The organism is Streptomyces sp. NPDC035033, from assembly GCF_040636735.1.
GTDB lineage: Bacteria > Actinomycetota > Actinomycetes > Streptomycetales > Streptomycetaceae > Streptomyces.
The window spans coordinates 19,865-39,399 of record NZ_JBEZUZ010000017.1; the positions used below are offsets into that span (position 1 = coordinate 19,865).

Below are 19,535 nucleotides of genomic sequence, written 5' to 3' on the forward strand. Positions count from 1 at the left end.
GGTTCAGCTCTTGGCCGCGGTGGCCTTGGTCGCCTTGGCGGTCTTGGCCGCCGTGGCCGGGACGGCCTTGGCGTCGTCCGCGCCGGCCGCGTCCGCCGCGTCCGCGGTCTCGGCGCCCGCGTCCGCCTTCGCGGCGTCGGGACGGACGCCGACGCCCAGCTTCTCCTTGATCTTCTTCTCGATCTCGTTGGCGAGGTCGGGGTTGTCCTTCAGGAAGTTGCGGGCGTTCTCCTTGCCCTGGCCGAGCTGGTCGCCCTCGTACGTGTACCAGGCGCCGGCCTTGCGGACGAAGCCGTGCTCCACGCCCATGTCGATCAGGCCGCCCTCGCGGCTGATGCCCTGGCCGTAGAGGATGTCGAACTCGGCCTGCTTGAACGGCGGCGCGACCTTGTTCTTCACGACCTTGCAGCGGGTGCGGTTGCCGACCGCCTCCGTGCCGTCCTTGAGGGTCTCGATGCGGCGGATGTCGATGCGCACCGAGGCGTAGAACTTGAGCGCGCGGCCACCGGTCGTGGTCTCCGGCGAGCCGAACATCACGCCGATCTTCTCGCGGAGCTGGTTGATGAAGATCGCGGTGGTCTTGGACTGGTTGAGGGCGCTGGTGATCTTCCGGAGGGCCTGGCTCATCAGTCGGGCCTGGAGGCCGACGTGGGAGTCGCCCATCTCGCCCTCGATCTCCGCGCGCGGCACGAGCGCGGCGACGGAGTCGATGACGATGAGGTCGAGGGCGCCGGAACGGACCAGCATGTCGACGATCTCGAGGGCCTGCTCGCCGTTGTCCGGCTGGGACAGGATGAGGTTGTCGATGTCGACGCCCAGCTTGCGGGCGTACTCGGGGTCGAGGGCGTGCTCGGCGTCGACGAAGGCGACCTGTCCGCCGGCCTTCTGCGCGTTGGCCACGGCGTGCAGGGTCAGGGTCGTCTTACCGGAGGACTCCGGGCCGTAGATCTCCACGACACGGCCACGCGGCAGGCCGCCGACGCCGAGGGCGATGTCGAGGGCGGTCGAGCCGGTGGAGATCACCTCGATCGGCTCCTGGGTCCGGTCGCCCATGCGCATCACGGCGCCCTTGCCGAATTGGCGTTCAATCTGTGCGAGCGCGGCGTCGAGCGCCTTCTCGCGGTCGGTTCCTGCCATGGGTTCCACCCGGGGTGCTTGAGTCGATCGCTTCATGTGAAAGACGCTAACCCCTGCCACTGACAACGGGCCCTCACGTCTCTCCGACCTGTGGACAACTCGCCGAGATGCCCGCGATTCCAAGGGCCGGAACCCTCATGAGAATAGATGTTCGATTTTCGTGTCAAGCGCGCCACGCGCCCCTGTGGACAACCGTGACGGCCGCCCCGGCGGCCCGGGGCGAGGGGCCGTCCGCCGGGCGCCCTCCCCGGCGAACGGCCCCGACCGCCCCTCCTCCCTACTCCCCGTCCTCGTCCCACCCCGGGTCCAGCCCGAGCTCCGGATCGAGGCCCGAGCGCCGGTCGGCGCGGTTCAGCGTCTCGCCGACCATCCGGGTGGCGTAGTCGAGGTCCCCGGTGATCCGGTTGATGTGCTCGGCCAGCAGGAGCGCGGTGGCCTCCAGGGCGGTCATCTCCTCCTTGGTCCAGTCCCCGTACTGCCGGCGCCAGAGGCTGGGGCTCAGACCGGTGCCCGCCGCGACCACCAGACCGGCCATGGTCGGGATCGCCTCGGGGCTGACGCTCCGGGGCATCATGCGCAGCGTGGTCACGAGGCTGGGCACCACGTACTCGATGACGTCCCGGTCGTGCTCCTCGTGGACCCTCCGCAGCCACTTCATGAACATGAAGACGAGCGTGCAGGCGCCGTCCAGCAGGTCGTGGACGCCCTGGAGGTCCAAGGACGCGGTGAGCTGATCGAGCAGCTTCTGCTGTTCGGGATCGGTCCCGGTCCTGCCGTCGTGGACGGCCTTGAGCCGGGAGTCGATCACCATGAGCGCCCCGTCCACGTCACCGACGGGGGCGTAGCGGGGGTCGCAGGGCGATGGCACGGGCTTCCTCCTCGTAGGACCGCGTCGGCGCGGTCAGTCCGTACGGTAGGAGGCTCATCGGACGGGTTCCGGCGGATCAAGGGAAACGACCATCGGACGACTGAACCGGAGCCGGTGCGTTGACCGGCGGAACGCCTGGCCAAAGGGGCCGCGCGGGCCTTCTCCGCCCGGAGCCCCACCCCTCCGCGCCTGGCGCATAACAGCCACCCGCAGGGCGCTTTCCGGACGGCCGCCGGCCACTCGCCGCGCCCCGTCAGGCCGTCCCGGGCCGGCCCTCCGCGCCGTCCCGCCCCACGGACTCCACCCGTCCCACAGGCCCCGCTCCCCCCGCGGCCCCCACGGGCAGAAGGTCCGGGCGCTTGGCGACCCGGCCGTCGCCGGAGGACCGTCCCCGCACGCGGCGCGCGATCCAGGGCCCGAGGAAGGACCCGGCCCAGGCGAGTTCGCCGGCGGCGGCGCGCAGGCCGCCGGGGACCGGGCGGGGCGGCAGCGGCCGGGTCCAGCCGTCGTCGCTGCCCGGCAGGGCGAGCGCGTCGGCGACGGCGGCCGCGATGCGCGCGTGTCCGAGCGGGGAGGCGTGCAGCCGGTCGGCGCTCCACAGCCGGGGGTCGGTGACCACGTCGTGGTGGGCGGTCTCCGCGACGGCCACGCCGTGCCGGCGGGCGGCCTCCCGGATCCGGTCGTTGAGGGCGTGGACGCGGGGCGCGAGCGGGCGGGCCAGCGGGGTGAGGCGGCCGACGTCGGGGAAGGTGAGGGTCGCCACCCGGGCGCCCCGGCCGGTCAGGGCCGCGAAGGCGGCCTCCAGGTGGCCGGCCGTCTCGTCGGCGTCGAAGCCCGGCCGGAGCAGGTCGTTCACGCCCGCGACGACGGTGGCGAGGTCGGGCCGGAGGGCGAGGGCGGCCGGGAGCTGTTCCGCCCGCACCTGACCGGCCAGGCGGCCGCGGACGGCGAGGTTGGCGTACCGGACGCCGGGGCCGGTCCGGTCCAGGTGCTCGGCGAGCCGGTCGGCCCAGCCGCGCAGCCCGGTGAGGTCGTCCCCGTCGCCGACCCCCTCGGTCTGACTGTCGCCGAGGGCCACGTACCGCCGGTACCCGTGCGTGCTCATCCGCTCGGCCACTCTTCCCCCGCCCCCTTCTCCACCTATTCAACTTTTTTAGTATACGCAGGACGGCCGGTCCGCGGCCCCGCCCCGCCTATCCTTCGACCCATGCGCCTCCCGCCCCGGACCGCCGACGCCCTGATCGCCGGTCTCGTCCTCCTCCTGGTGACGGTCTGGACGCTGATCTCGGGAGGGGGGACGCACGAGTCCGCCCCGCGCGCGGCGCTCGGCTGGGCCCTCGTGCTCGTCGGCTGCGGCGCGCTCGCCCTCCGGCGGACCCGGCCCGTCGCCGTCGCCGTCGTCACCCTCCTCGCGTGCGTGACCTACTACCCGCTCTCCGCGCAGGACGGGCCGCTCATGATCGCCTTCGCCCTGGCGCTCTACACCACGGCCGCCGAGGGCCGCTTCGCCGCCGCCGTCGCGCTCGCCTCGGTCACCCTGCTCGCCGTCGGCCTCGGCGAGGTCCGCCAGGCGCCGGGCCGCCGCCAGATCGACGAGACGGCGCTCGTGATGCTCGCCGGCTGGCTGATCAGCCTGGTCGCGGTGGGCCGCGCCCAGCGCACCCGGATCGCCTATCTGCACGAGGTGGAGCAGCGGGCTCTGGCCGCCGAGCGCGAACAGGAGGCCCGGGCCCGGCAGAGCGCCACCGAGGAACGGCTGCGGATCGCCCGCGAACTCCACGACGTCCTCGGCCACACCGTCTCCCTCATCAACGTGCAGTCCGGCGCCGCCCTGCACCGGCTCGCCAAGCGCCCCGACCCCGAGAGCGCGCTCGCCACCGCCACCGAGGCCCTGACCGCCGTCCGCACCACCAGCAAGGACGCCCTGCGGGAGCTCCGCGCCACGCTCGGGGTGCTGCGCGGCGCCGACGAGGCCGCCCCGACCGCCCCGCCCTCCTCCGGCCTGGCGCTCCTCGGCGACCTGACGGCCCGCGCCCGCGCCGCGGGCCTCGACGTGCGCACCCGGGTCACCGGCACGCCCGTCCCGCTGCCGCCGCCGGTGGACCTCGCCGCGTACCGGATCGTGCAGGAGTCGCTCACCAACGTGACCCGCCACTCGGCCGCCGGGACCGTCACCGTCACCCTGGACTGGGAGGCGGAGGGCGGCACGGTACGGATCCGGATCGCGGACGACGGCGGCGCGCCCGGCGCGCGGACCACGGCCGCCCCCGGCGGCGGCACCGGTCTGCGGGGCATGGCCGAACGGGCCCGGGCGCTCGGCGGCACGCTCGCCGCCGGGCCGGCCGACGGCGGCTTCCTCGTCGACGCCCGCCTCCCCACCACCCTCACCCCGCAGGAAGGGAAGCAGTGATGATCCGCGTCGTGCTCGCCGACGACCAGACCCTCGTCCGGGCCGGGTTCCGGTCGATCCTCTCCGACGAGGAGGACATCGAGGTCGCCGGTGAGGCCGGGGACGGCGGACAGGCCGTCGCGCTCGCCGCCGAGCTCCGTCCGGACGTCGTCCTCATGGACATCCGCATGCCCGTCCTCGACGGCCTGGAGGCCACCCGGCGCATCACCGCCGACCCCCGGCTCGGCGGCGTGAAGGTCGTCATCCTCACCACCTTCGACGAGGACGAGCACGTGTACGGGGCGCTGCGCGCCGGCGCGTCCGGGTTCCTCGTCAAGGACACGGAGCCGATGGAGCTGCTGCACGCGGTACGGGTCGTGGCGCGCGGCGACGCCCTCATCGCCCCGGCGGTCACCCGGCGCCTCATCGCCGAGTTCGCCGGGCGCGCCGACCCGTCCGGCCGCCGCCCCGACCCGGCGCCACGCCTGGAGGCGCTCACCGACCGCGAGCGGGAGGTCCTGGGCCTGGTCGGGGCCGGTCTCTCGAACGACGAGATCGCGGGCCGGCTCGTCCTCTCCCCCGCCACCGCCAAGACCCACGTCAGCCGGATCATGACCAAGCTGGAGGTCCGGGACCGCGCCCAACTGGTCGTCCTCGCCTACGAGTCGGGGATGATCACCCCCGGCTGGCTGGCCTGACGCGCCTCCCCGAGGGGGCCGCCTCCGGGGCGACCCCTAGGGGTCCGGGGCCGTCCCGGTCAACTTCCGCGGTACGTCCGGGCGCCGCCGTTCACCCGGGGATGTACGGACCGGGCCCGGAAGTGTCATCCCAGGTCAGATGTGGGGCCGGGGGTCGCCCGCGCATCCTGGCGGGGTGCATCAGGACGTACTCGATCTCGCGCGGCTGCAGTTCGGCCTCACCGCCGCGGGCCACTTCCTCTTCGTCGCCCTCACGCTGGGCCTCGGGACGATCGTCGCCGTCCTCCAGACCCGGGCGACCCTCACCCGGCGCCCCGAGGACGCCCGCCAGGTCCGCTTCTGGGGCCAGCTGTACGTGATCAACTACGCGGTCGGCATCGTCACCGGCCTCGTCATGGAGTTCCAGTTCGGCATGGCCTGGAGCGGCCTCACCCACGAGGCGGGCAACATACTCGGCGCGTCCCTCGCCGTGGAGACGCTCGTCGCCTTCTTCGTCGAGTCGACCTTCCTCGGCCTGTGGATCTTCGGCTGGCACCGGCTCGGCCGCTGGGCGCACCTGGCGGCGATCTGGATCGTCGTCCTGACCGCCTACCTCTCCGCGTACTGGATCCTCGTCTCCAACGGCTTCCTCAACCACCCGGTGGGGTACGGCTCCGAGGACGGCGAGCTCGTCCTGACCGACCCGGCCGCGGTCCTCACCAACCCGGCCGCGCTGCTGCCGCTCGCCCACGTCCTGGCGGGGGCGCTGCTCACCGCGGGCTTCTTCATGGCCGGGGTCAGCGCGTACCACCTCTTCCGGCGCACCGCGGAGGCGGACTTCTTCCGGCGGAGCCTGCGGACCGGGGTGTACGTGGCGGCGCCGGCGCTGATGGCGGCGGCGGTCACGGGCGGGCTCCAGTTCGCCTCGCTCGCCTCCTTCCAGCCGATGAAGGCGGCCGTCTTCCGGGGGCGGGCGGCCGAGATCGCCCGGGTGCAGGCCGAGTTGGCGGAGCGCTTCGGGCCCGGCGACCACATGCCGCCGGAGGGCTGGACCCGGGGCGGCGGCCTGGTGATGCTGATCTCCTTCGGGCTGATGATGTACCTCTGCTTCGGCGGGGTGATCCTGGCCGCGTTCCGGAAGGCCGTCCTGCGGTTCCGGCTCTGGCACCTGGTCCTCATGGCCTCCGTGCCGCTGCCGTACCTCGCCATGACCGGCGGCTGGGTCTTCCGCGAGGCGGGCCGTCAGCCCTGGGTGGTGTACGGCCTGCTGCGGACCGAGGACGCCGTCTCGGAGCTGTCCCCCGGCACGATGCGGCTCTCGCTGACCGTGTTCGCCACGCTCTTCCTGCTGCTCGCCGTCCTGAACGCCTGGCTGCTGGCCCGGCACGCCCGCCGCGGCCCGGCCGACCCCGGCCTCGGCCGGGACGAACGCGCCCCCGCGGCGTCCCCGCCGGTCCCGGGCGCGCCCCTGCCCCGCTACTGACCCCGGCCCCCACCGCCCGAGGAGAACCGTGGAAACCCTGGCCGTCGCCCTGCTCGCCTGTTGTGTCACCGGCTGGTTCGTCCTGGCCGGCACGGACGTCGGCAGCGGCATGCTGCTGCCCTGGCTCGGCCGCGACGACGCCGAGCGCAGGCTCGTCCTCGCCTCCTTCGCCCCGTTCTTCCTGGGGAACGAGGTGTGGCTGGTCGCCGCGGCCGGCGTCCTCGTCGGCTGCTTCCCGGAGCTGGAGGGCGAGTTGCTGAGCGGTCAGGCGCCGGTCCTCGTCGCGCTCCTGGCCGGGTGGATCGTGCGGGACGCGGCCCTGTGGTCGCGGGGCCGGGGGCCGGGCCGCCGCTGGCGGGCGGCCTGCGACGCCGCCGTGACGGCCGGCAGCTGGGTGGTGGCGCTGGCCTGGGGCCCGCTGCTCGTCGCCCTCCTCACCGGCAGACCGCACGAGCCGGCCGGCGGGCCCGTCGCCGTCGTGGCCGCCCTGGCCGTCGCCGCCCTGTTCGCGGCGCACGGGCTCGGCTTCGCCTCGCTGCGGCTGACCGGCGCCCCGTACCAGCGGGCCCGGAAGCTGGTGGGGCGGGCGGGGCGGCCCTGGCACCCGGTCGCCCTCACCGCCGTCCTGCTGGGCGGGCTGCCGCTCTGGGCGGGGTCGGCGCTGCCGCTGGCCGAGCGGGCGGCGGCGCCCGGGACGCTGGCCCTGCTCGTCCCGGCGCTGGCCCTCGTCACCCCGCTGCTCATCGCCGTCCAGGGGTGGGTCTGGTACGCCTTCCGGGGCCGCGTCACCGGCCCCTCGTACCTCTGAGCCGTCCCCTCAGGCGTCCTCACCGGAACCCGCCGCGCTCTCCTTCTTGTGCTGGAGGGCCTTCTGGAGCCGCGCGACGACCGCCTCGCCGTACCGGCGGTGGCCGTGCACCCGGGGGTCGTCGGTGACGTCGTACCGCTTCACGTACGCCCCGAGGAAGGCCTGGAGGGTGGCGACGGCCGGGATGGCGATCAGCGCGCCGACCGCGCCGAGCAGCGCGGTGCCCGCGATCACCGAACCGAAGGCCACCGCCGGGTGGATGTCGACGGTCTTGGAGGTGAGCTTCGGCTGGAGGACGTAGTTCTCGAACTGCTGGTAGACCACGACGAAGCCGAGCACCCACAGCGCGTACCAGGGGTTCACGGTGAAGGCGATCAGCATCGGCAGGGCGCCGGCCAGGTAGGTGCCGATGGTGGGGATGAACTGCGAGACCAGGCCGACCCAGACGGCGAGGGCGGGGGCGTAGGGGACGTCCAGGATCTCGAAGAGCACGAAGTGCGCGACGCCGGAGATGAGGGCCATCAGACCGCGCGAGTAGAGGTAGCCGCCGGTCTTGTCGACCGCGATCTCCCAGGCGCGCAGCACCTCGGCCTGCCGGGCGGGCGGCAGGACGGAGCAGAGCGCGCGGCGGAAGCGGGGGCCGTCGGCGGCGAAGTAGAAGGCGAAGAGGAAGATCGTCAGCAGCCGGAAGAGGCCGCCGAGGACGGTCGCGGAGACGTCGAGGACGCCGGTGGCGCTGTTCTGCACGTACTTCTGCAGCCAGTCCGATTTGAGGACGCTGTCCTGGACCTCGACCCGGGAGAGGTCGGTGTGGAAGGTCTCGTTGATCCAGTTGATGAGCGAGTCGAGGTACTTCGGGAAGTTCTCGACCATGTCGACGATCTGGCCGGCGAGCATCGAGCCGAGCAGCACCACGAAGCCGATGCCGGTGGCCAGGACGCCGAAGAAGACGAGGAAGGTGGCGAGTCCGCGGCGCATCCCGCGCGCCGCCATGCGGCCGACGGCCGGTTCGATGGCGAGCGCGAGGAAGAAGGCGAGGAGGACGTTGACGAGCAGGCCGACGAGCTGGTGGAAGGCCCAGTCGCCGAGCAGGAAGCAGGCGTAGAGGGCGAGGGCGAGGACCATCGCGCGGGGCAGCCAGCGGGGCATGCGCGCACCGGACGGCGTGGCGGTCGCGGGGAGCTCCGCGGGCGGCCGCCCGCCGGATCCGGCGGCGGGGACACCGGGCGACGCGCTCGCGTCCGGCGTCGTGCTCCCGGCGGCGGAGGGCGTCGCCGGTGCCTCCGGCGTCTTCGGGGCGTTCTTCTCGGTGTCGTCAGTCGGGGCCACCCCGCAAGTCTCGCGCACCCGGCGGGCGAACCGCCCGGGTCCCGGCGGATCGCGGCGGGGGCCGCTCAGCGCTTCTCGGCCGGGACGTCCATGGCGGCGCAGACGACCCGCCACACGTCCTTCGCCTCCCAGCCGGAGTCCAGCGCCTCGTGGACGGTCCGGCCGCCCAGTTCGGACAGGACGTGGTCACGCGCGAAGGAGTCGGCGTAGGCGGCACCGAAGTGGTCGGCCATCCGCTGCCAGAAAATCGTCAACCGCATGACTCCAGTATCCCGCCCCCAAGAGTGCAGCCCGCCCGCCGGGGCTTGCCACCGCGCGGTTCCGCCCTACGGTCGGAACATGGCCGAAAAACCCCTCTCCTCCCCGCCCTCTCCCCCGGCGGCCCCCGGGTCGCCGCTCGCCCGCGCCGAGCGGTTCGTCTGGCTGACCGCCCGCGTGCTCGAACAGCGCCGTTTCGCCTACCACTTCCTCCGCGGCGGCGCGGACGAGGTGGAGGCCGCCCTGACCGCGTACCTCGACGAGGACGGCGGTTACGGCCACGGACTCGAACCGGATCTGCGGGGGCCGGTCAGCCAGCCGCTGCACACCGCGCACGCGCTGCGGGTCCTGGACTCGATCGGGCGCTGCGGCGGGCTGCGGGTGGAGCGGATCTGCCGCTACCTGACGGCCGTGTCCACCCACGAGGGGGCGCTGCCGGCGATCCACCCCTCGCAGCGCGGCTACCCGTCGGCGCCGTTCGTGCCGGTCGTCGACGACCCGCCGGGCGAACTGCTCTCGACGGGTCCGGTGGTCGGCACGCTCCACCGCAACCAGGTCTGGCACGCCTGGCTGTTCCGGGCCACCGAGTTCTGCTGGGCGGCGGTGGAGTCGCTGGAGAAGTCCCACCCGTACGAGGTGCAGGCGGCGGTCGCCTTCCTCGACTCGGCCCCGGACCGGCCGCGGGCGGAGGCGGCGGCCGACCGCCTCGGGCGGATGGTGCGCGAGCAGCGGCTCGCCGTGCTGGACCCGGACCGCCCGGAGGAGTTCCCGCCGGCCGACGGGTACGCGCCCGGGGAGCACCACTATCCGCACGACTACGCGCGCGTGCCGGACTCGCTCGCCCGCCGCTGGTTCACCGACGAGGAGCTCTCCCGGTCGCTGGACTTCCTCGCGGCGGAGCAGGCCGAGGACGGGGGCTGGCCGATCCGGTGGCGGGCCTGGGCGCCGGGCTCGGCCCTGGAGTGGCGCCCGATCGTCACGATCGAGGCCCTGCGCACCCTGCGCGCCTACGGGCGGCCCCTGGACGGCTGATCCCGGGCCCGCGCGCGTGTGGATCCGGGCTCAGCCGCCGAGGGCCCGGACGCCCGCCGTCACGAGGACGGCGGCGCCCACGACGACCAGGAAGGGCGCGCGCAGGACGAGGGCGAGCGCGGCGGCCGCCACGCCGGCGGCGCGGGCGTCCAGGGCGACCGCCGTGCCCGTCCCGAAGGTCTGCTGGGCGGTGAGCGCCGCGAGCAGGGCGACGGGGAGGAGCGCGGCGAGCCGCTGGACGAGCGGGCGCTCCAGGGTCTGGGCGGGCACGAGCAGGCCGACCAGCTTGACCAGGTAGCAGCCGGCGGCGGTGAGGCCGATCGCGAGCCAGACGTTCATGCCGTTCATCGGGGGGTCTCCTTCTCCGGTGCGTCCTTCTCCGGCCCGTCCTGCCGCTTCCGCGCCCGCCGGCCCTGGAACCAGAGGACGGCCGGGGCGGCGAGCGCCGAGACGAGGACGGGGACGCCCGCCGGGAGCACGGGCAGCAGGCCCAGGCCGAGGACGACGGCGATCCCGGCGGTGGCCCGCTCGGTCGCGGTCCGCAGCATCGGCGCGAGCAGCGCGAGGAAGACGGCGGGCCCGGCGGCGTCCAGCCCCCAGGCGGCGGTGTCGCCGATGGCCTCGGCGCCGAGCGCCCCGAGGAAGGTGGTGAGGTTCCACAGGACGTAGAGGGCGAGCCCGGTGACGGCGAAGCCGATGCGGGCGGACCTGCGGTCCGGCTGGGCGAGGGCGACGGCGGTGGTCTCGTCGATGACCCACTGCGCGGCGAACGGCTTCGCGGCCCTCGGCAGGGCGAGGAGCTGGGAGAGCCGCAGCCCGTAGAAGGCGTTGCGGGTGCCGAGGAAGAAGGCGCCAGCGGCGGCCGTGAACGGGTTCCCGCCGCCGGCGAGCGCGCCGACGAGGGCGAACTGCGAGGCGCCCGTGAAGACGAGCAGGCTGAGCACGCAGGTCTGGAGGAGGGTGAGCCCGGCGCCGGCCGAGGTCACGCCGAAGGCGAAGCCGGAGAGCCCGACGGCGATGCCGACGCCGAGCGCGTCCCGGACGACGGCGGAGTCGGGCTTGCCCGGCCCGCCGGGCCGGGGCGTACCGCTCCCGGCCGTCCGGGCGGCCCCGGCGGGTATGTGATCGTGTGTGTCCCCCGTGGCGGGGTGTGCTGTCTGTTCTGCCACGTCCCCGACGGTACGGAGCGGCCGGCGGGCCGGTCTTGTACGTTCTTGCGCCCCGCGCCGCCGCACCCCGCGGGTCCCGCGCCCTCGGGTCCCGCGCCCTCGACCCCCGCGGCTACGTTCCCGCGCGCCCCACGCCCCGGGCCCGCTGGTAGGCCCCGGGCGGGACGCCGACGCTCCGGGTGAAGTGGCGGTTCAGGTGGGGCTGGTCGGTGAAGCCGACGGCGACCGCCGCCTCGGCCGGCGGCGTCCCCGCGTCCAGGAGCCGGCGGGCCCGCCGCACGCGCGCGTCGGTGAGCCAGGTGTGCGGCGGCATGCCGTACGCGGCGCGGAAGGCCCGCAGCAGGGCGAAGGGACTGGTGCCGAGGTCGGCGGCGAGCCGCTCCAGGCTGGGCGGCCGCGCCATCCGCTCCTCCAGGACGGCACGCGCGCGTGCCGCGTCCCGGGCGCCCGCGCTGCGGGGCGCGAGCGGACGCAGCCCGCCGTGGCTGCGCAGCATCCGCGCGGTGACCAGCCGGAGCAGGCTGTCCGCGGCGAGCGCGTTGCCCTCCTCCGCGGCCCGGTGCACGCCGATGACGAGCTGGGCCGCGTACGGGTCGTCGACGACGGGCTGGGTGAAGCCGACCGGGCCGCGGACGGCGAGGACGTCGGCGGCGATGGACCGGACGAGCTCCGGATCCGGGTAGATCGTGCGGTAGGTCCAGCCCTCGGGGACGCCCGCGTGCCCGGTGTGCGGGGTGTCGGGGTTGACCAGGGCGATCTGCCCCGGCCCCGCCCGGACCAGCTCGTCGCGGTAGTGGAACGCCTCGACGCCCTCGGTGATCGCGGCGTAGACGAAGGTCTCGTGGGTGTGGCGGGAGAACGCCTTCTCGATGTAGCGGGCGTGCAGCAGATCGACCCCCGGCAGCTCGGCGTACTGCCAGTACCGTGCCCGCTCGCCCCTCGCCATGGCTCCATTCTGCGCCTCCTCGGACCTCGCGACGAACGGATGTCCCCAGGTCCGGGCGGTTGTCAGTGGCCGGGTGCAGGATGGGGGGCATGGTCAGGTCCGCGCTCGAAGACTTCTCCCCGGCCACCCGCGGATGGTTCACCGGGGCGTTCACCGCGCCCACGGCGGCCCAGGAAGGCGCCTGGCGGGCCATCGGGGCGGGCTCGGACGTGCTCGTCGTGGCCCCGACCGGCTCGGGCAAGACCCTGGCCGCCTTCCTCGCCTCCCTGGACCGGCTGGCGTCCGTCCCGGCCCCGGCCGAGCCGAGGAAGCGCTGCCGGGTGCTGTACGTCTCCCCCCTCAAGGCGCTCGCGGTGGACGTGGAGCGGAACCTCCGCTCGCCGCTGACCGGCATCCGTCAGGAGGCCGTCCGCCTCGGGCTGCCGGAGCCGGACGTGCGGGTCGGCATCCGCTCCGGCGACACCCCGGCGGCCGAGCGCCGCGCGCTCGCCACCCGGCCGCCGGACATCCTGATCACCACCCCCGAGTCGCTCTTCCTCATGCTGACCTCGGCCGCCCGGGAGGCGCTGTCCGGGGTGGAGACCGTCATCCTGGACGAGGTCCACGCGGTCGCCGGCACCAAGCGCGGCGCCCATCTGGCGCTCACCCTGGAGCGGCTCGACGAGCTGCTGCCCCGCCCCGCGCGCCGGATCGGCCTGTCGGCCACGGTCCGCCCGGTCGACGAGGTCGCCCGCTTCCTCTCCCCCGGCCGCCAGGTGGAGATCGTGCAGCCGCCCTCGGGCAAGGAGTTCGACCTCTCCGTCGTCGTGCCGGTGGAGGACCTCGGCGAGCTGGGCGGCTCCCCCGCCTCGGAGGGCCGGGAGGGCGGCGACAAGCCGTCGATCTGGCCGCACGTCGAGGAGCGGATCGCCGACCTCGTCCAGGCCCACCGCTCCACGATCGTCTTCGCCAACTCCCGCCGCCTCGCCGAGCGGCTCTGCAACCGGCTGAACGAGATCGCCTACGAGCGGGCGACCGGCGAACCCGCCCCCGAAGGCGCCCCGCCCGCCGAGGTCATGGCCCAGTCGGGCGCCGCGAAGGGCGCCCCGCCGCTGCTCGCCCGCGCCCACCACGGCTCGGTGTCGAAGGAGCAGCGCGCGCAGGTCGAGGAGGACCTGAAGGCGGGCCGGCTGCCCGCCGTGGTCGCCACCTCCAGCCTGGAGCTCGGCATCGACATGGGCGCGGTCGACCTGGTCGTGCAGGTCGAGTCGCCGCCCTCGGTGGCCTCCGGGCTCCAGCGCGTGGGCCGCGCCGGGCACCAGGTCGGCGCGGTCTCCACGGGCGTGGTGTTCCCGAAGTACCGGGGGGACCTGGTGCAGGCGGCGGTGGTCACCGAGCGGATGCGGGCGGGGTCCATCGAGTCGCTGCGGATCCCCGCCAACCCGCTGGACGTCCTGGCCCAGCAGCTGGTCGCCATGGTCGCGCTCGACACCTGGCAGGTGGACGACCTGCTCGCGGTGGTCCGCCGCGCCGCCCCGTTCGCCTCCCTCCCGGAGTCGGCCTTCACCGGCGTCCTCGACATGCTCGCGGGCCGGTACCCCTCGGACGCCTTCGCGGAGCTGCGCCCGCGCGTGGTGTGGGACCGGGTCGCGGGCACCGTCACCGGCCGGCCGGGCGCGCAGCGGCTGGCGGTCACCTCCGGCGGCACCATCCCGGACCGGGGCCTGTTCGGGGTCTTCCTCGCCGGGGCGGACCCGAAGAAGGGCGGGGGCCGGGTCGGCGAGCTCGACGAGGAGATGGTGTACGAGTCGCGGGTCGGCGACGTGTTCACCCTCGGGACGACCTCCTGGCGGATCGAGGACATCACCCGCGACCGGGTGCTGGTGTCGCCCGCGCCGGGCGTGCCGGGCCGGCTGCCGTTCTGGAAGGGCGACCAGCTGGGCCGCCCGCTCGAACTGGGCCGCGCGGTCGGCGCGTTCCTGCGCGAGCTGGGCGCGCTCGGCGAGGAGGACGCGCGGCTGCGGCTGGTCTCGGCGGGCCTGGACGCCTGGGCGGCGGGCAACGTCCTGGCGTACCTGAAGGAACAGCGCGAGGCCTGCGGCCACGTGCCCGACGACCGCACGATCCTGGTGGAGCGGTTCCGCGACGAGCTGGGCGACTGGCGGGTCGTGATCCACTCCCCCTTCGGCGCGCAGGTGCACGCCCCCTGGGCGCTGGCGCTGGGGGCGCGGCTGAGCGAGCGGTACGGCATGGACGCGCAGGTGATGCACGCCGACGACGGCATCGTGCTGCGCCTGCCGGACGCCGACCTGATGGGCCTCGACATGGGCCTGGACCTGCTCGACCACGAGCCGGTCGACCCGGGCCGCCACCAGGACACGGTGTACGACGCCGACCGGGCGCCGGTCGGCGCGGCGGACGCGGTCTTCGACAAGGGCGAGGTCGCGCAGGTCGTCACCGACCAGGTGGGCGGCTCCGCGCTGTTCGCCTCCCGGTTCCGCGAGTGCGCCGCCCGCGCCCTGCTGCTGCCGAAGCGGAACCCGGGGAAGCGCACCCCGCTCTGGCAGCAGCGCCAGCGGGCCTCCCAGCTGCTCCAGGTGGCGAGCGAGTTCGGCTCCTTCCCGATCGTCCTGGAGGCCGTCCGCGAGTGCCTCCAGGACGTCTTCGACGTCCCCGGCCTCACCGAGCTGATGGGCGACATCGAGGCCCGCCGGGTCCGTCTCGTCGAGGTCACCACCCCCGAGCCGTCCCCCTTCGCCCGCTCCCTGCTCTTCGGCTACGTGGCGCAGTTCCTGTACGAGGGCGACTCCCCGCTCGCCGAGCGGCGGGCGGCCGCCCTCTCCCTGGACTCGCGGCTCCTCGCGGAGCTGCTGGGCCAGGCGGAGCTGCGCGAGCTGCTCGACCCCGAGGTCCTGGCCGAGCTGGAGCGGGAGCTCCAGTGGCTCACCGAGGACCGGCGGATCAAGGACGTGGAGGGCGTCGCCGACCTGTTGCGGGTCCTCGGCCCGCTGACCGGCGCGGAGCTGGCCGCGCGGGGGGCGGAGCCGGACTGGCCGGAGGAGCTCGCGCGGGCCCGCCGAGCGATCCGGGTGCGGATCGCGGGCAGCGAGCACTGGGCGGCGATCGAGGACGCGGGCCGGCTGCGGGACGCGCTGGGCACCGCGCTCCCGGTCGGCGTCCCCGAGGCGTTCACCGAGCCCGTCAAGGACCCGCTCGGCGACCTCCTCGCGCGGTACGCCCGCACCCACGGCCCCTTCACCTCCTCGCAGGCCGCCGCCCGCTTCGGCCTCGGCGCCGCCGTCACCGACGGCGCCCTCCAGCGGCTCGCCGCGGCCGGCCGGGTCGTCCAGGGCGAGTTCCACCCCTCCGGCATCGGCCAGGAGTGGTGCGACGCGGCCGTGCTGCGCCGGCTGCGCCGCCGCTCCCTGGCGGCTCTGCGCCACGAGCTGGAGCCGGTGCCCCCGGCGGCCCTGGCCGGCTTCCTGCCGCAGTGGCAGCACCTGGGCGGCCACGGCCTGCGCGGGATCGACGGGCTGGCCCGCGCGGTGGAGCAGCTCCAGGGCGCGCCCGTGCCGGCGTCGGCCCTGGAGAAGCTGGTCCTGCCGTCCCGGGTCCGGGACTACTCGCCGGCGATGCTCGACGAGCTGACCACCACCGGCGAGGTCGTGTGGGCCGGGGCGGGCTCGCTGCCCGGCAAGGACGGCTGGGTCTCGCTGTACCTCGCCGACGCGGCCCCGCTGCTGCTGCCCCCGCCGCACCCGCTGGAGCTCACCGCGCTCCACGAGTCGGTCCTGACGGCCCTGGCCGGGGGGTACGGCCTCTTCTTCCGGCAGATCGCCGACCAGGTCCGGATCACCACCCATCCGGACGTCACCGATCCGCAGCTCGCGGACGCCCTGTGGGACCTGGCCTGGTCGGGCCGGCTCACCAACGACACCCTGGCGCCGCTGCGCTCCCTGCTGGGCTCGGGCCGCACGGCCGGTTCGACCGCCCACCGGGCCCGCCGCACGGTGCCGCGCGGCCGGTTCGGGGCCCTGGGCGCCACCCGCCCGGCCTCCCGCTCGGGCCCGCCGACGGTCTCGGGCCGCTGGGCGCTGCTGCCGGCCGCCGAGCCGGAGCCGACCCACCGGGCGCACGCGCTGGCCCGTACCCTCCTCGACCGGCACGGCGTGGTGACCCGTGGCGCGGTGGCGGCCGAGGGCGTCGAGGGCGGCTTCTCGGCGGTGTACCGGATCCTGTCCGCCTTCGAGGACAGCGGCCAGGCCCGGCGCGGCTATGTGGTGGAGGGGCTGGGCGCGGCCCAGTTCGCGATGGACGGCGCCGTCGACCGGCTGCGGGCGGGGGGGGCCGCGCGGGGCCGGGGCGCGGGGGCGGGCGGGGGCCCGCGCCCGCGGGGGCGGGGCGGCGGGCCGGCGGCGGGACGCTGCGGCATCATGCCCGGGTTCGGACGGTTGCCGCCGGGCGCGCCACCGGGACGCGGGGCCTGCGGACGGGGCATGCCGCCCGGGGTCGGGCGCGGAGCGCCGCCCTGGGGACGGGGAGCACCGCCGGGACCGCCCTGCGGACGCGGGGCGCCCGGAACGGCACCGGGGCCGCCGGGACGCGGAGCGCCGCCGCCGGGACGGGGCGCCTGCGGGCGCGCCATGCCGGTGGAGCCGCCGGAGGTGAAGGGGTTGTTGCCCGGGCGCGGGCCGGCCGGACGCGGGGCGCCCGGACGCGGGGCCTGCTGACCGGGACGGGGGGCCTGCTGACCCGGACGCGGCGCGGCCTGGCCCGGACGGGCACCGGTCGGACGCGGGCCGGGGGCGGCACCACCGGGACGCTGACCACCGGCGGCCGGGGCCGCCGGAGGCGCGGTGAACTCCGGGTTGGTCGGAGCCGGGGCGGCGGGCGCCGGCTTGGGCGCGGGAGCCGCGGGCTTCGGACCCGGGGTCGGACGCGGGCCGGGGGCCGGCGTCGCGGGCTTCTCGGCCGCCGCGGGCTTGGGCGCCGGGGTGGGCGCGCCAGGCTTCGGGGCGGCGGGACGCGCGGCGGCGGGCGCCGAAGGCGCCGGCGCGGCCGGCTTGGGGGCGGGCGCCGCCTTGCGGGGCGCGCCGGGCTTGGCAGCGGTCTTGCCGGCGGAACCGCCGGGACCCTGCAAAGCGTCAGTCAACTTGCGCACGACCGGCGCCTCGATCGTCGAGGACGCCGAACGGACGAATTCACCGAGTTCCTGGAGCTTGGCCATGACGACCTTGCTCTCCACACCGAACTCCTTGGCGAGTTCGTATACCCGGACCTTAGCCACATCGCTCCTTTATAGGTCCGGTTACCGCCGGACCGTCGCTACTTCATGGGCGTACTCATCGCGTACTCATCGAGTGCTCATCGCAATCTCGACCTACTTCCGACTCGCGAGGTACCTGACCGCACGGTGTTCCGTGCCGTACTTCCTGTTCACTGCGGTGCCGCCTGGGCGGCCTGCTCGACGTGTTCCCGCAGTGCCGCCGTGTCGAGCGGCCCCGGGACCCTGAAGGCCCTCGGGAACGCCCGGCGGCGGACCGCCAGGTCGAGACAGTGCAAGGCGGGGTGCACGTACGCACCCCGGCCGGGCAGCGTACCGCGATGATCGGGAACGCACTCGTCCTTGTTCACCACGATCCGCAGCAGATCGCTCTGGGCCGCTCGCTCCCGGCATCCCACACAGGTTCGCTCAGGGCACGCGCGGGCATGCGTCCGGCCAGACACAGTTAAGTCTACCTCCCCGTACCGACCTCACCCGTTTGGGGCAAAAATCGAACAGCTGTTGGCCAAAAACGATCTCCGGCTTGCGGCGGAACCGCTCAGCCCTCCTCGCCCGGGGCCTCGGTGTCCGGCCGGATGTCGATCCGCCAGCCGGTGAGCCGCGCGGCCAGCCGGGCGTTCTGCCCCTCCTTGCCGATGGCCAGGGAGAGCTGGTAGTCGGGGACCGTCACCCGGGCGGACCGGGCGGCGGCGTCGACGACCTCGACCTTGGAGACGCGGGCCGGGGAGAGCGCGTTCGCCACCATCTCGGCCGGGTCGTCCGACCAGTCGACGATGTCGATCTTCTCGCCGTGCAGCTCCGCCATCACGTTCCGGACCCGGCTGCCCATGGGGCCGATGCAGGCGCCCTTGGCGTTCAGGCCCGAACGGGTGGAACGGACCGCGATCTTGGTGCGGTGGCCGGCCTCGCGGGCGATCGCCGCGATCTCCACCGAACCGTCGGCGATCTCCGGCACCTCCAGGGCGAAGAGCTTCTTCACCAGATTGGGGTGGGTGCGCGAAAGGGTGACGGACGGACCGCGGACGCCCTTGGCCACCCGGACCACGTACGTGCGCAGCCGCAGGCCGTGCGTGTACTCCTCGCCCGGCACCTGCTCCTGCACCGGCAGGATGGCCTCCAGCTTGTCGTCCAGCTTGACGAGGACGTTCTTCGGGTCCTTGCCCTGCTGCACCACACCGGCGACGACGTCGCCCTCGCGGCGGGCGTACTCGCCGAAGGTGACGTCGTTCTCGGCGTCGCGCAGGCGCTGCTGGATGACCTGGCGGGCGGTGCTCGCCGCGATGCGGCCGAAGTCCGACGGGGTGTCGTCGAACTCCTTGGGCTCCTGCCCCTCCTCCAGGTCGGCCGGGTCCTCCTCGGCCCACACCGTCACGTGGCCGGTGTGGCGGTCCAGCTCCACGCGCGCGTGGCGGCGGGCGGACGGCGTGCGGTGGTACGCGATGAGGAGGGCCGACTCGATCGCCTCGACCAGCATCTCGAAGGAGATTTCCTTTTCCTGTGCCAAGCCCTTCAGGAGCTTCACGTCGATGTCCACGGCTACGCCTCCTCTTCCTTCTTGTCCTTGCGGTTGAACTCGATCTCGACACGCGCCTTGGCGATCTCGGCGAACTCCACCCGGCGGGCGGTGGCCTTGCGGCCCTTCACGCCCGGCACCTCCGTGTCGAGGCCGTCCTCGTCCACGGCCAGGACGCGGGTGATCAGCTCCCCGCCCTCGACGAGCTGGAGCTTCACCAGCCGGCCGGTGGCCCGTACGTAGTGGCGGCGCTCGGTCAGCGGACGGTCGGCGCCCGGGGAGCTGACCTCCAGGACGTACTCGCCGTCGCCCATGGCGTCGGTCTCGTCCAGCTTCGCGGAGATCGCGCGGCTCAGCTCGGCGCAGGCGTCCAGCTCGACGCCCTCGTCCGAGTCGACGACGATCCTCAGCAGCCCGCGGCGGCCGGCCCGGGACACCTCGATCTCCTCCAGATCCAGGTTCTCCGCGCGGACGAGCGGCTCAATGAGTCCGCGCAGCCTGTCGCTCTGGGTGGTGCTCATCCGGGTGACTCCTCGGCCGCGTGTGCTGTTGTGGGTGCGTCGCTCTGTCTCGCGTGTCGGACCAAGGGTATCCGGTCCCGGAGGGTGTTGCCGTCCACCACCGGGGCCCCCGCGGGTACGCTCGCCTGCGGTGATCTTCGAC

Annotated in this window: 17 protein-coding genes; 6 read left to right on the forward strand and 11 right to left on the reverse strand. The window is 74.7% G+C overall.

What is annotated here, in order from left to right:
* Nucleotides 1-3: 3 nt before the first annotated feature.
* The 3 genes from recA to AB0E83_RS10160 all read right to left on the reverse strand — a co-directional run bounded on the left by recA (nt 4) and on the right by AB0E83_RS10160 (nt 3,110).
* Nucleotides 4-1,137, reverse strand: a complete 1,134-nt coding sequence (gene recA, locus AB0E83_RS10150; RefSeq protein ID WP_362108562.1) for a recombinase RecA — start codon at nt 1,135-1,137, stop codon at nt 4-6.
* A gap of 277 nt (nt 1,138-1,414) precedes the next feature.
* Entirely contained in the window at nt 1,415-2,005 is a 591-nt protein-coding gene (locus AB0E83_RS10155; RefSeq protein ID WP_362108564.1) for a hypothetical protein, read from the reverse strand.
* A 253-nt stretch (nt 2,006-2,258) separates the two neighbouring features.
* Nucleotides 2,259-3,110 carry an SGNH/GDSL hydrolase family protein gene (locus AB0E83_RS10160; protein WP_362108566.1) on the reverse strand — a complete coding sequence of 284 codons (852 nt, stop codon included), beginning with the start codon at nt 3,108-3,110 and terminating at the stop codon, nt 2,259-2,261.
* A gap of 102 nt (nt 3,111-3,212) precedes the next feature.
* On the opposite strand from AB0E83_RS10160, the gene AB0E83_RS10165 reads away from it, so the two are divergent.
* The 4 genes from AB0E83_RS10165 (at nt 3,213) to AB0E83_RS10180 (ending at nt 7,362) form a co-directional block, all read left to right on the forward strand.
* The gene (locus AB0E83_RS10165) at nt 3,213-4,415 is read left to right on the forward strand and encodes a histidine kinase (RefSeq protein WP_362108568.1); all 1,203 of its coding nucleotides are present in this window, start codon (nt 3,213-3,215) and stop codon (nt 4,413-4,415) included.
* Nucleotides 4,415-5,092, forward strand: coding sequence for a response regulator transcription factor (locus AB0E83_RS10170; RefSeq protein ID WP_362108570.1), 678 nt, complete (start codon nt 4,415-4,417; stop codon nt 5,090-5,092). The genes AB0E83_RS10165 and AB0E83_RS10170 overlap by 1 nt, the downstream gene beginning before the upstream one ends.
* Before the next feature lie 175 nt (nt 5,093-5,267).
* Entirely contained in the window at nt 5,268-6,554 is a 1,287-nt protein-coding gene (locus tag AB0E83_RS10175) for a cytochrome ubiquinol oxidase subunit I (RefSeq protein ID WP_362108572.1), read from the forward strand.
* A gap of 28 nt (nt 6,555-6,582) precedes the next feature.
* Nucleotides 6,583-7,362 (forward strand): cytochrome d ubiquinol oxidase subunit II, encoded by a 780-nt coding sequence (locus tag AB0E83_RS10180; RefSeq protein ID WP_362108574.1) that lies wholly within the window; start codon nt 6,583-6,585, stop codon nt 7,360-7,362.
* Nucleotides 7,363-7,371: 9 nt separating this feature from the next.
* Here the strand turns inward: AB0E83_RS10180 and AB0E83_RS10185 are convergent, their stop codons facing one another.
* Both AB0E83_RS10185 and AB0E83_RS10190 read right to left on the reverse strand, forming a co-directional pair.
* Nucleotides 7,372-8,691, reverse strand: coding sequence for an AI-2E family transporter (locus AB0E83_RS10185; RefSeq protein ID WP_362108576.1), 1,320 nt, complete (start codon nt 8,689-8,691; stop codon nt 7,372-7,374).
* Nucleotides 8,692-8,756: 65 nt separating this feature from the next.
* Nucleotides 8,757-8,951: a DUF3046 domain-containing protein gene (locus AB0E83_RS10190; RefSeq protein ID WP_362108577.1), complete on the reverse strand. Its 195-nt coding sequence runs from the start codon at nt 8,949-8,951 to the stop codon at nt 8,757-8,759.
* A 79-nt stretch (nt 8,952-9,030) separates the two neighbouring features.
* On the opposite strand from AB0E83_RS10190, the gene AB0E83_RS10195 reads away from it, so the two are divergent.
* Nucleotides 9,031-9,981 carry a hypothetical protein gene (locus AB0E83_RS10195; protein ID WP_362108578.1) on the forward strand — a complete coding sequence of 317 codons (951 nt, stop codon included), beginning with the start codon at nt 9,031-9,033 and terminating at the stop codon, nt 9,979-9,981.
* Between the two features lie 30 nt (nt 9,982-10,011).
* On the opposite strand, the gene AB0E83_RS10200 is transcribed toward AB0E83_RS10195, so the two are convergent.
* The 3 genes from AB0E83_RS10200 to AB0E83_RS10210 all read right to left on the reverse strand — a co-directional run bounded on the left by AB0E83_RS10200 (nt 10,012) and on the right by AB0E83_RS10210 (nt 12,096).
* Nucleotides 10,012-10,320, reverse strand: a complete 309-nt coding sequence (locus AB0E83_RS10200) for an AzlD domain-containing protein (protein ID WP_362108699.1) — start codon at nt 10,318-10,320, stop codon at nt 10,012-10,014.
* 5 nt (nt 10,321-10,325) lie between these two features.
* Nucleotides 10,326-11,102, reverse strand: a complete 777-nt coding sequence (locus AB0E83_RS10205; protein WP_362108701.1) for an AzlC family ABC transporter permease — start codon at nt 11,100-11,102, stop codon at nt 10,326-10,328.
* A 160-nt stretch (nt 11,103-11,262) separates the two neighbouring features.
* Entirely contained in the window at nt 11,263-12,096 is an 834-nt protein-coding gene (locus AB0E83_RS10210) for an AraC family transcriptional regulator (RefSeq protein WP_362108579.1), read from the reverse strand.
* Between the two features lie 89 nt (nt 12,097-12,185).
* Here AB0E83_RS10210 and AB0E83_RS10215 point away from each other — a divergent pair, with 89 nt between their 5' ends.
* On the forward strand, nt 12,186-16,805 hold the full coding sequence (locus tag AB0E83_RS10215; RefSeq protein WP_362108581.1) for a DEAD/DEAH box helicase: 4,620 nt from the start codon (nt 12,186-12,188) through the stop codon (nt 16,803-16,805).
* A gap of 706 nt (nt 16,806-17,511) precedes the next feature.
* Here the strand turns inward: AB0E83_RS10215 and AB0E83_RS10220 are convergent.
* The 3 genes from AB0E83_RS10220 to rimP all read right to left on the reverse strand — a co-directional run bounded on the left by AB0E83_RS10220 (nt 17,512) and on the right by rimP (nt 19,393).
* Nucleotides 17,512-17,802, reverse strand: coding sequence for a YlxR family protein (locus AB0E83_RS10220; protein ID WP_282694075.1), 291 nt, complete (start codon nt 17,800-17,802; stop codon nt 17,512-17,514).
* Between the two features lie 95 nt (nt 17,803-17,897).
* Nucleotides 17,898-18,893 (reverse strand): transcription termination factor NusA, encoded by a 996-nt coding sequence (gene nusA, locus AB0E83_RS10225; protein WP_362108583.1) that lies wholly within the window; start codon nt 18,891-18,893, stop codon nt 17,898-17,900.
* Nucleotides 18,894-18,895: 2 nt separating this feature from the next.
* Nucleotides 18,896-19,393, reverse strand: a complete 498-nt coding sequence (gene rimP / locus AB0E83_RS10230; RefSeq protein ID WP_362108585.1) for a ribosome maturation factor RimP — start codon at nt 19,391-19,393, stop codon at nt 18,896-18,898.
* Nucleotides 19,394-19,535 lie beyond the last annotated feature (142 nt).

Bases quoted from the DNA above. Each gene is read 5' to 3' on its own strand.
- AB0E83_RS10165 (WP_362108568.1), top strand. From the start codon at position 3,213: ATGCGCCTCCCGCCCCGGACCGCCGACGCCCTGATCGCCGGTCTCGTC.
- recA (WP_362108562.1), bottom strand. From the start codon at position 1,137: ATGGCAGGAACCGACCGCGAGAAGGCGCTCGACGCCGCGCTCGCACAG.
- AB0E83_RS10200 (WP_362108699.1), bottom strand. From the start codon at position 10,320: ATGAACGTCTGGCTCGCGATCGGCCTCACCGCCGCCGGCTGCTACCTG.
- AB0E83_RS10160 (WP_362108566.1), bottom strand. From the start codon at position 3,110: ATGAGCACGCACGGGTACCGGCGGTACGTGGCCCTCGGCGACAGTCAG.
- rimP (WP_362108585.1), bottom strand. From the start codon at position 19,393: ATGAGCACCACCCAGAGCGACAGGCTGCGCGGACTCATTGAGCCGCTC.
- AB0E83_RS10170 (WP_362108570.1), top strand. From the start codon at position 4,415: ATGATCCGCGTCGTGCTCGCCGACGACCAGACCCTCGTCCGGGCCGGG.
- AB0E83_RS10215 (WP_362108581.1), top strand. From the start codon at position 12,186: ATGGTCAGGTCCGCGCTCGAAGACTTCTCCCCGGCCACCCGCGGATGG.
- AB0E83_RS10195 (WP_362108578.1), top strand. From the start codon at position 9,031: ATGGCCGAAAAACCCCTCTCCTCCCCGCCCTCTCCCCCGGCGGCCCCC.
- AB0E83_RS10210 (WP_362108579.1), bottom strand. From the start codon at position 12,096: ATGGCGAGGGGCGAGCGGGCACGGTACTGGCAGTACGCCGAGCTGCCG.
- AB0E83_RS10190 (WP_362108577.1), bottom strand. From the start codon at position 8,951: ATGCGGTTGACGATTTTCTGGCAGCGGATGGCCGACCACTTCGGTGCC.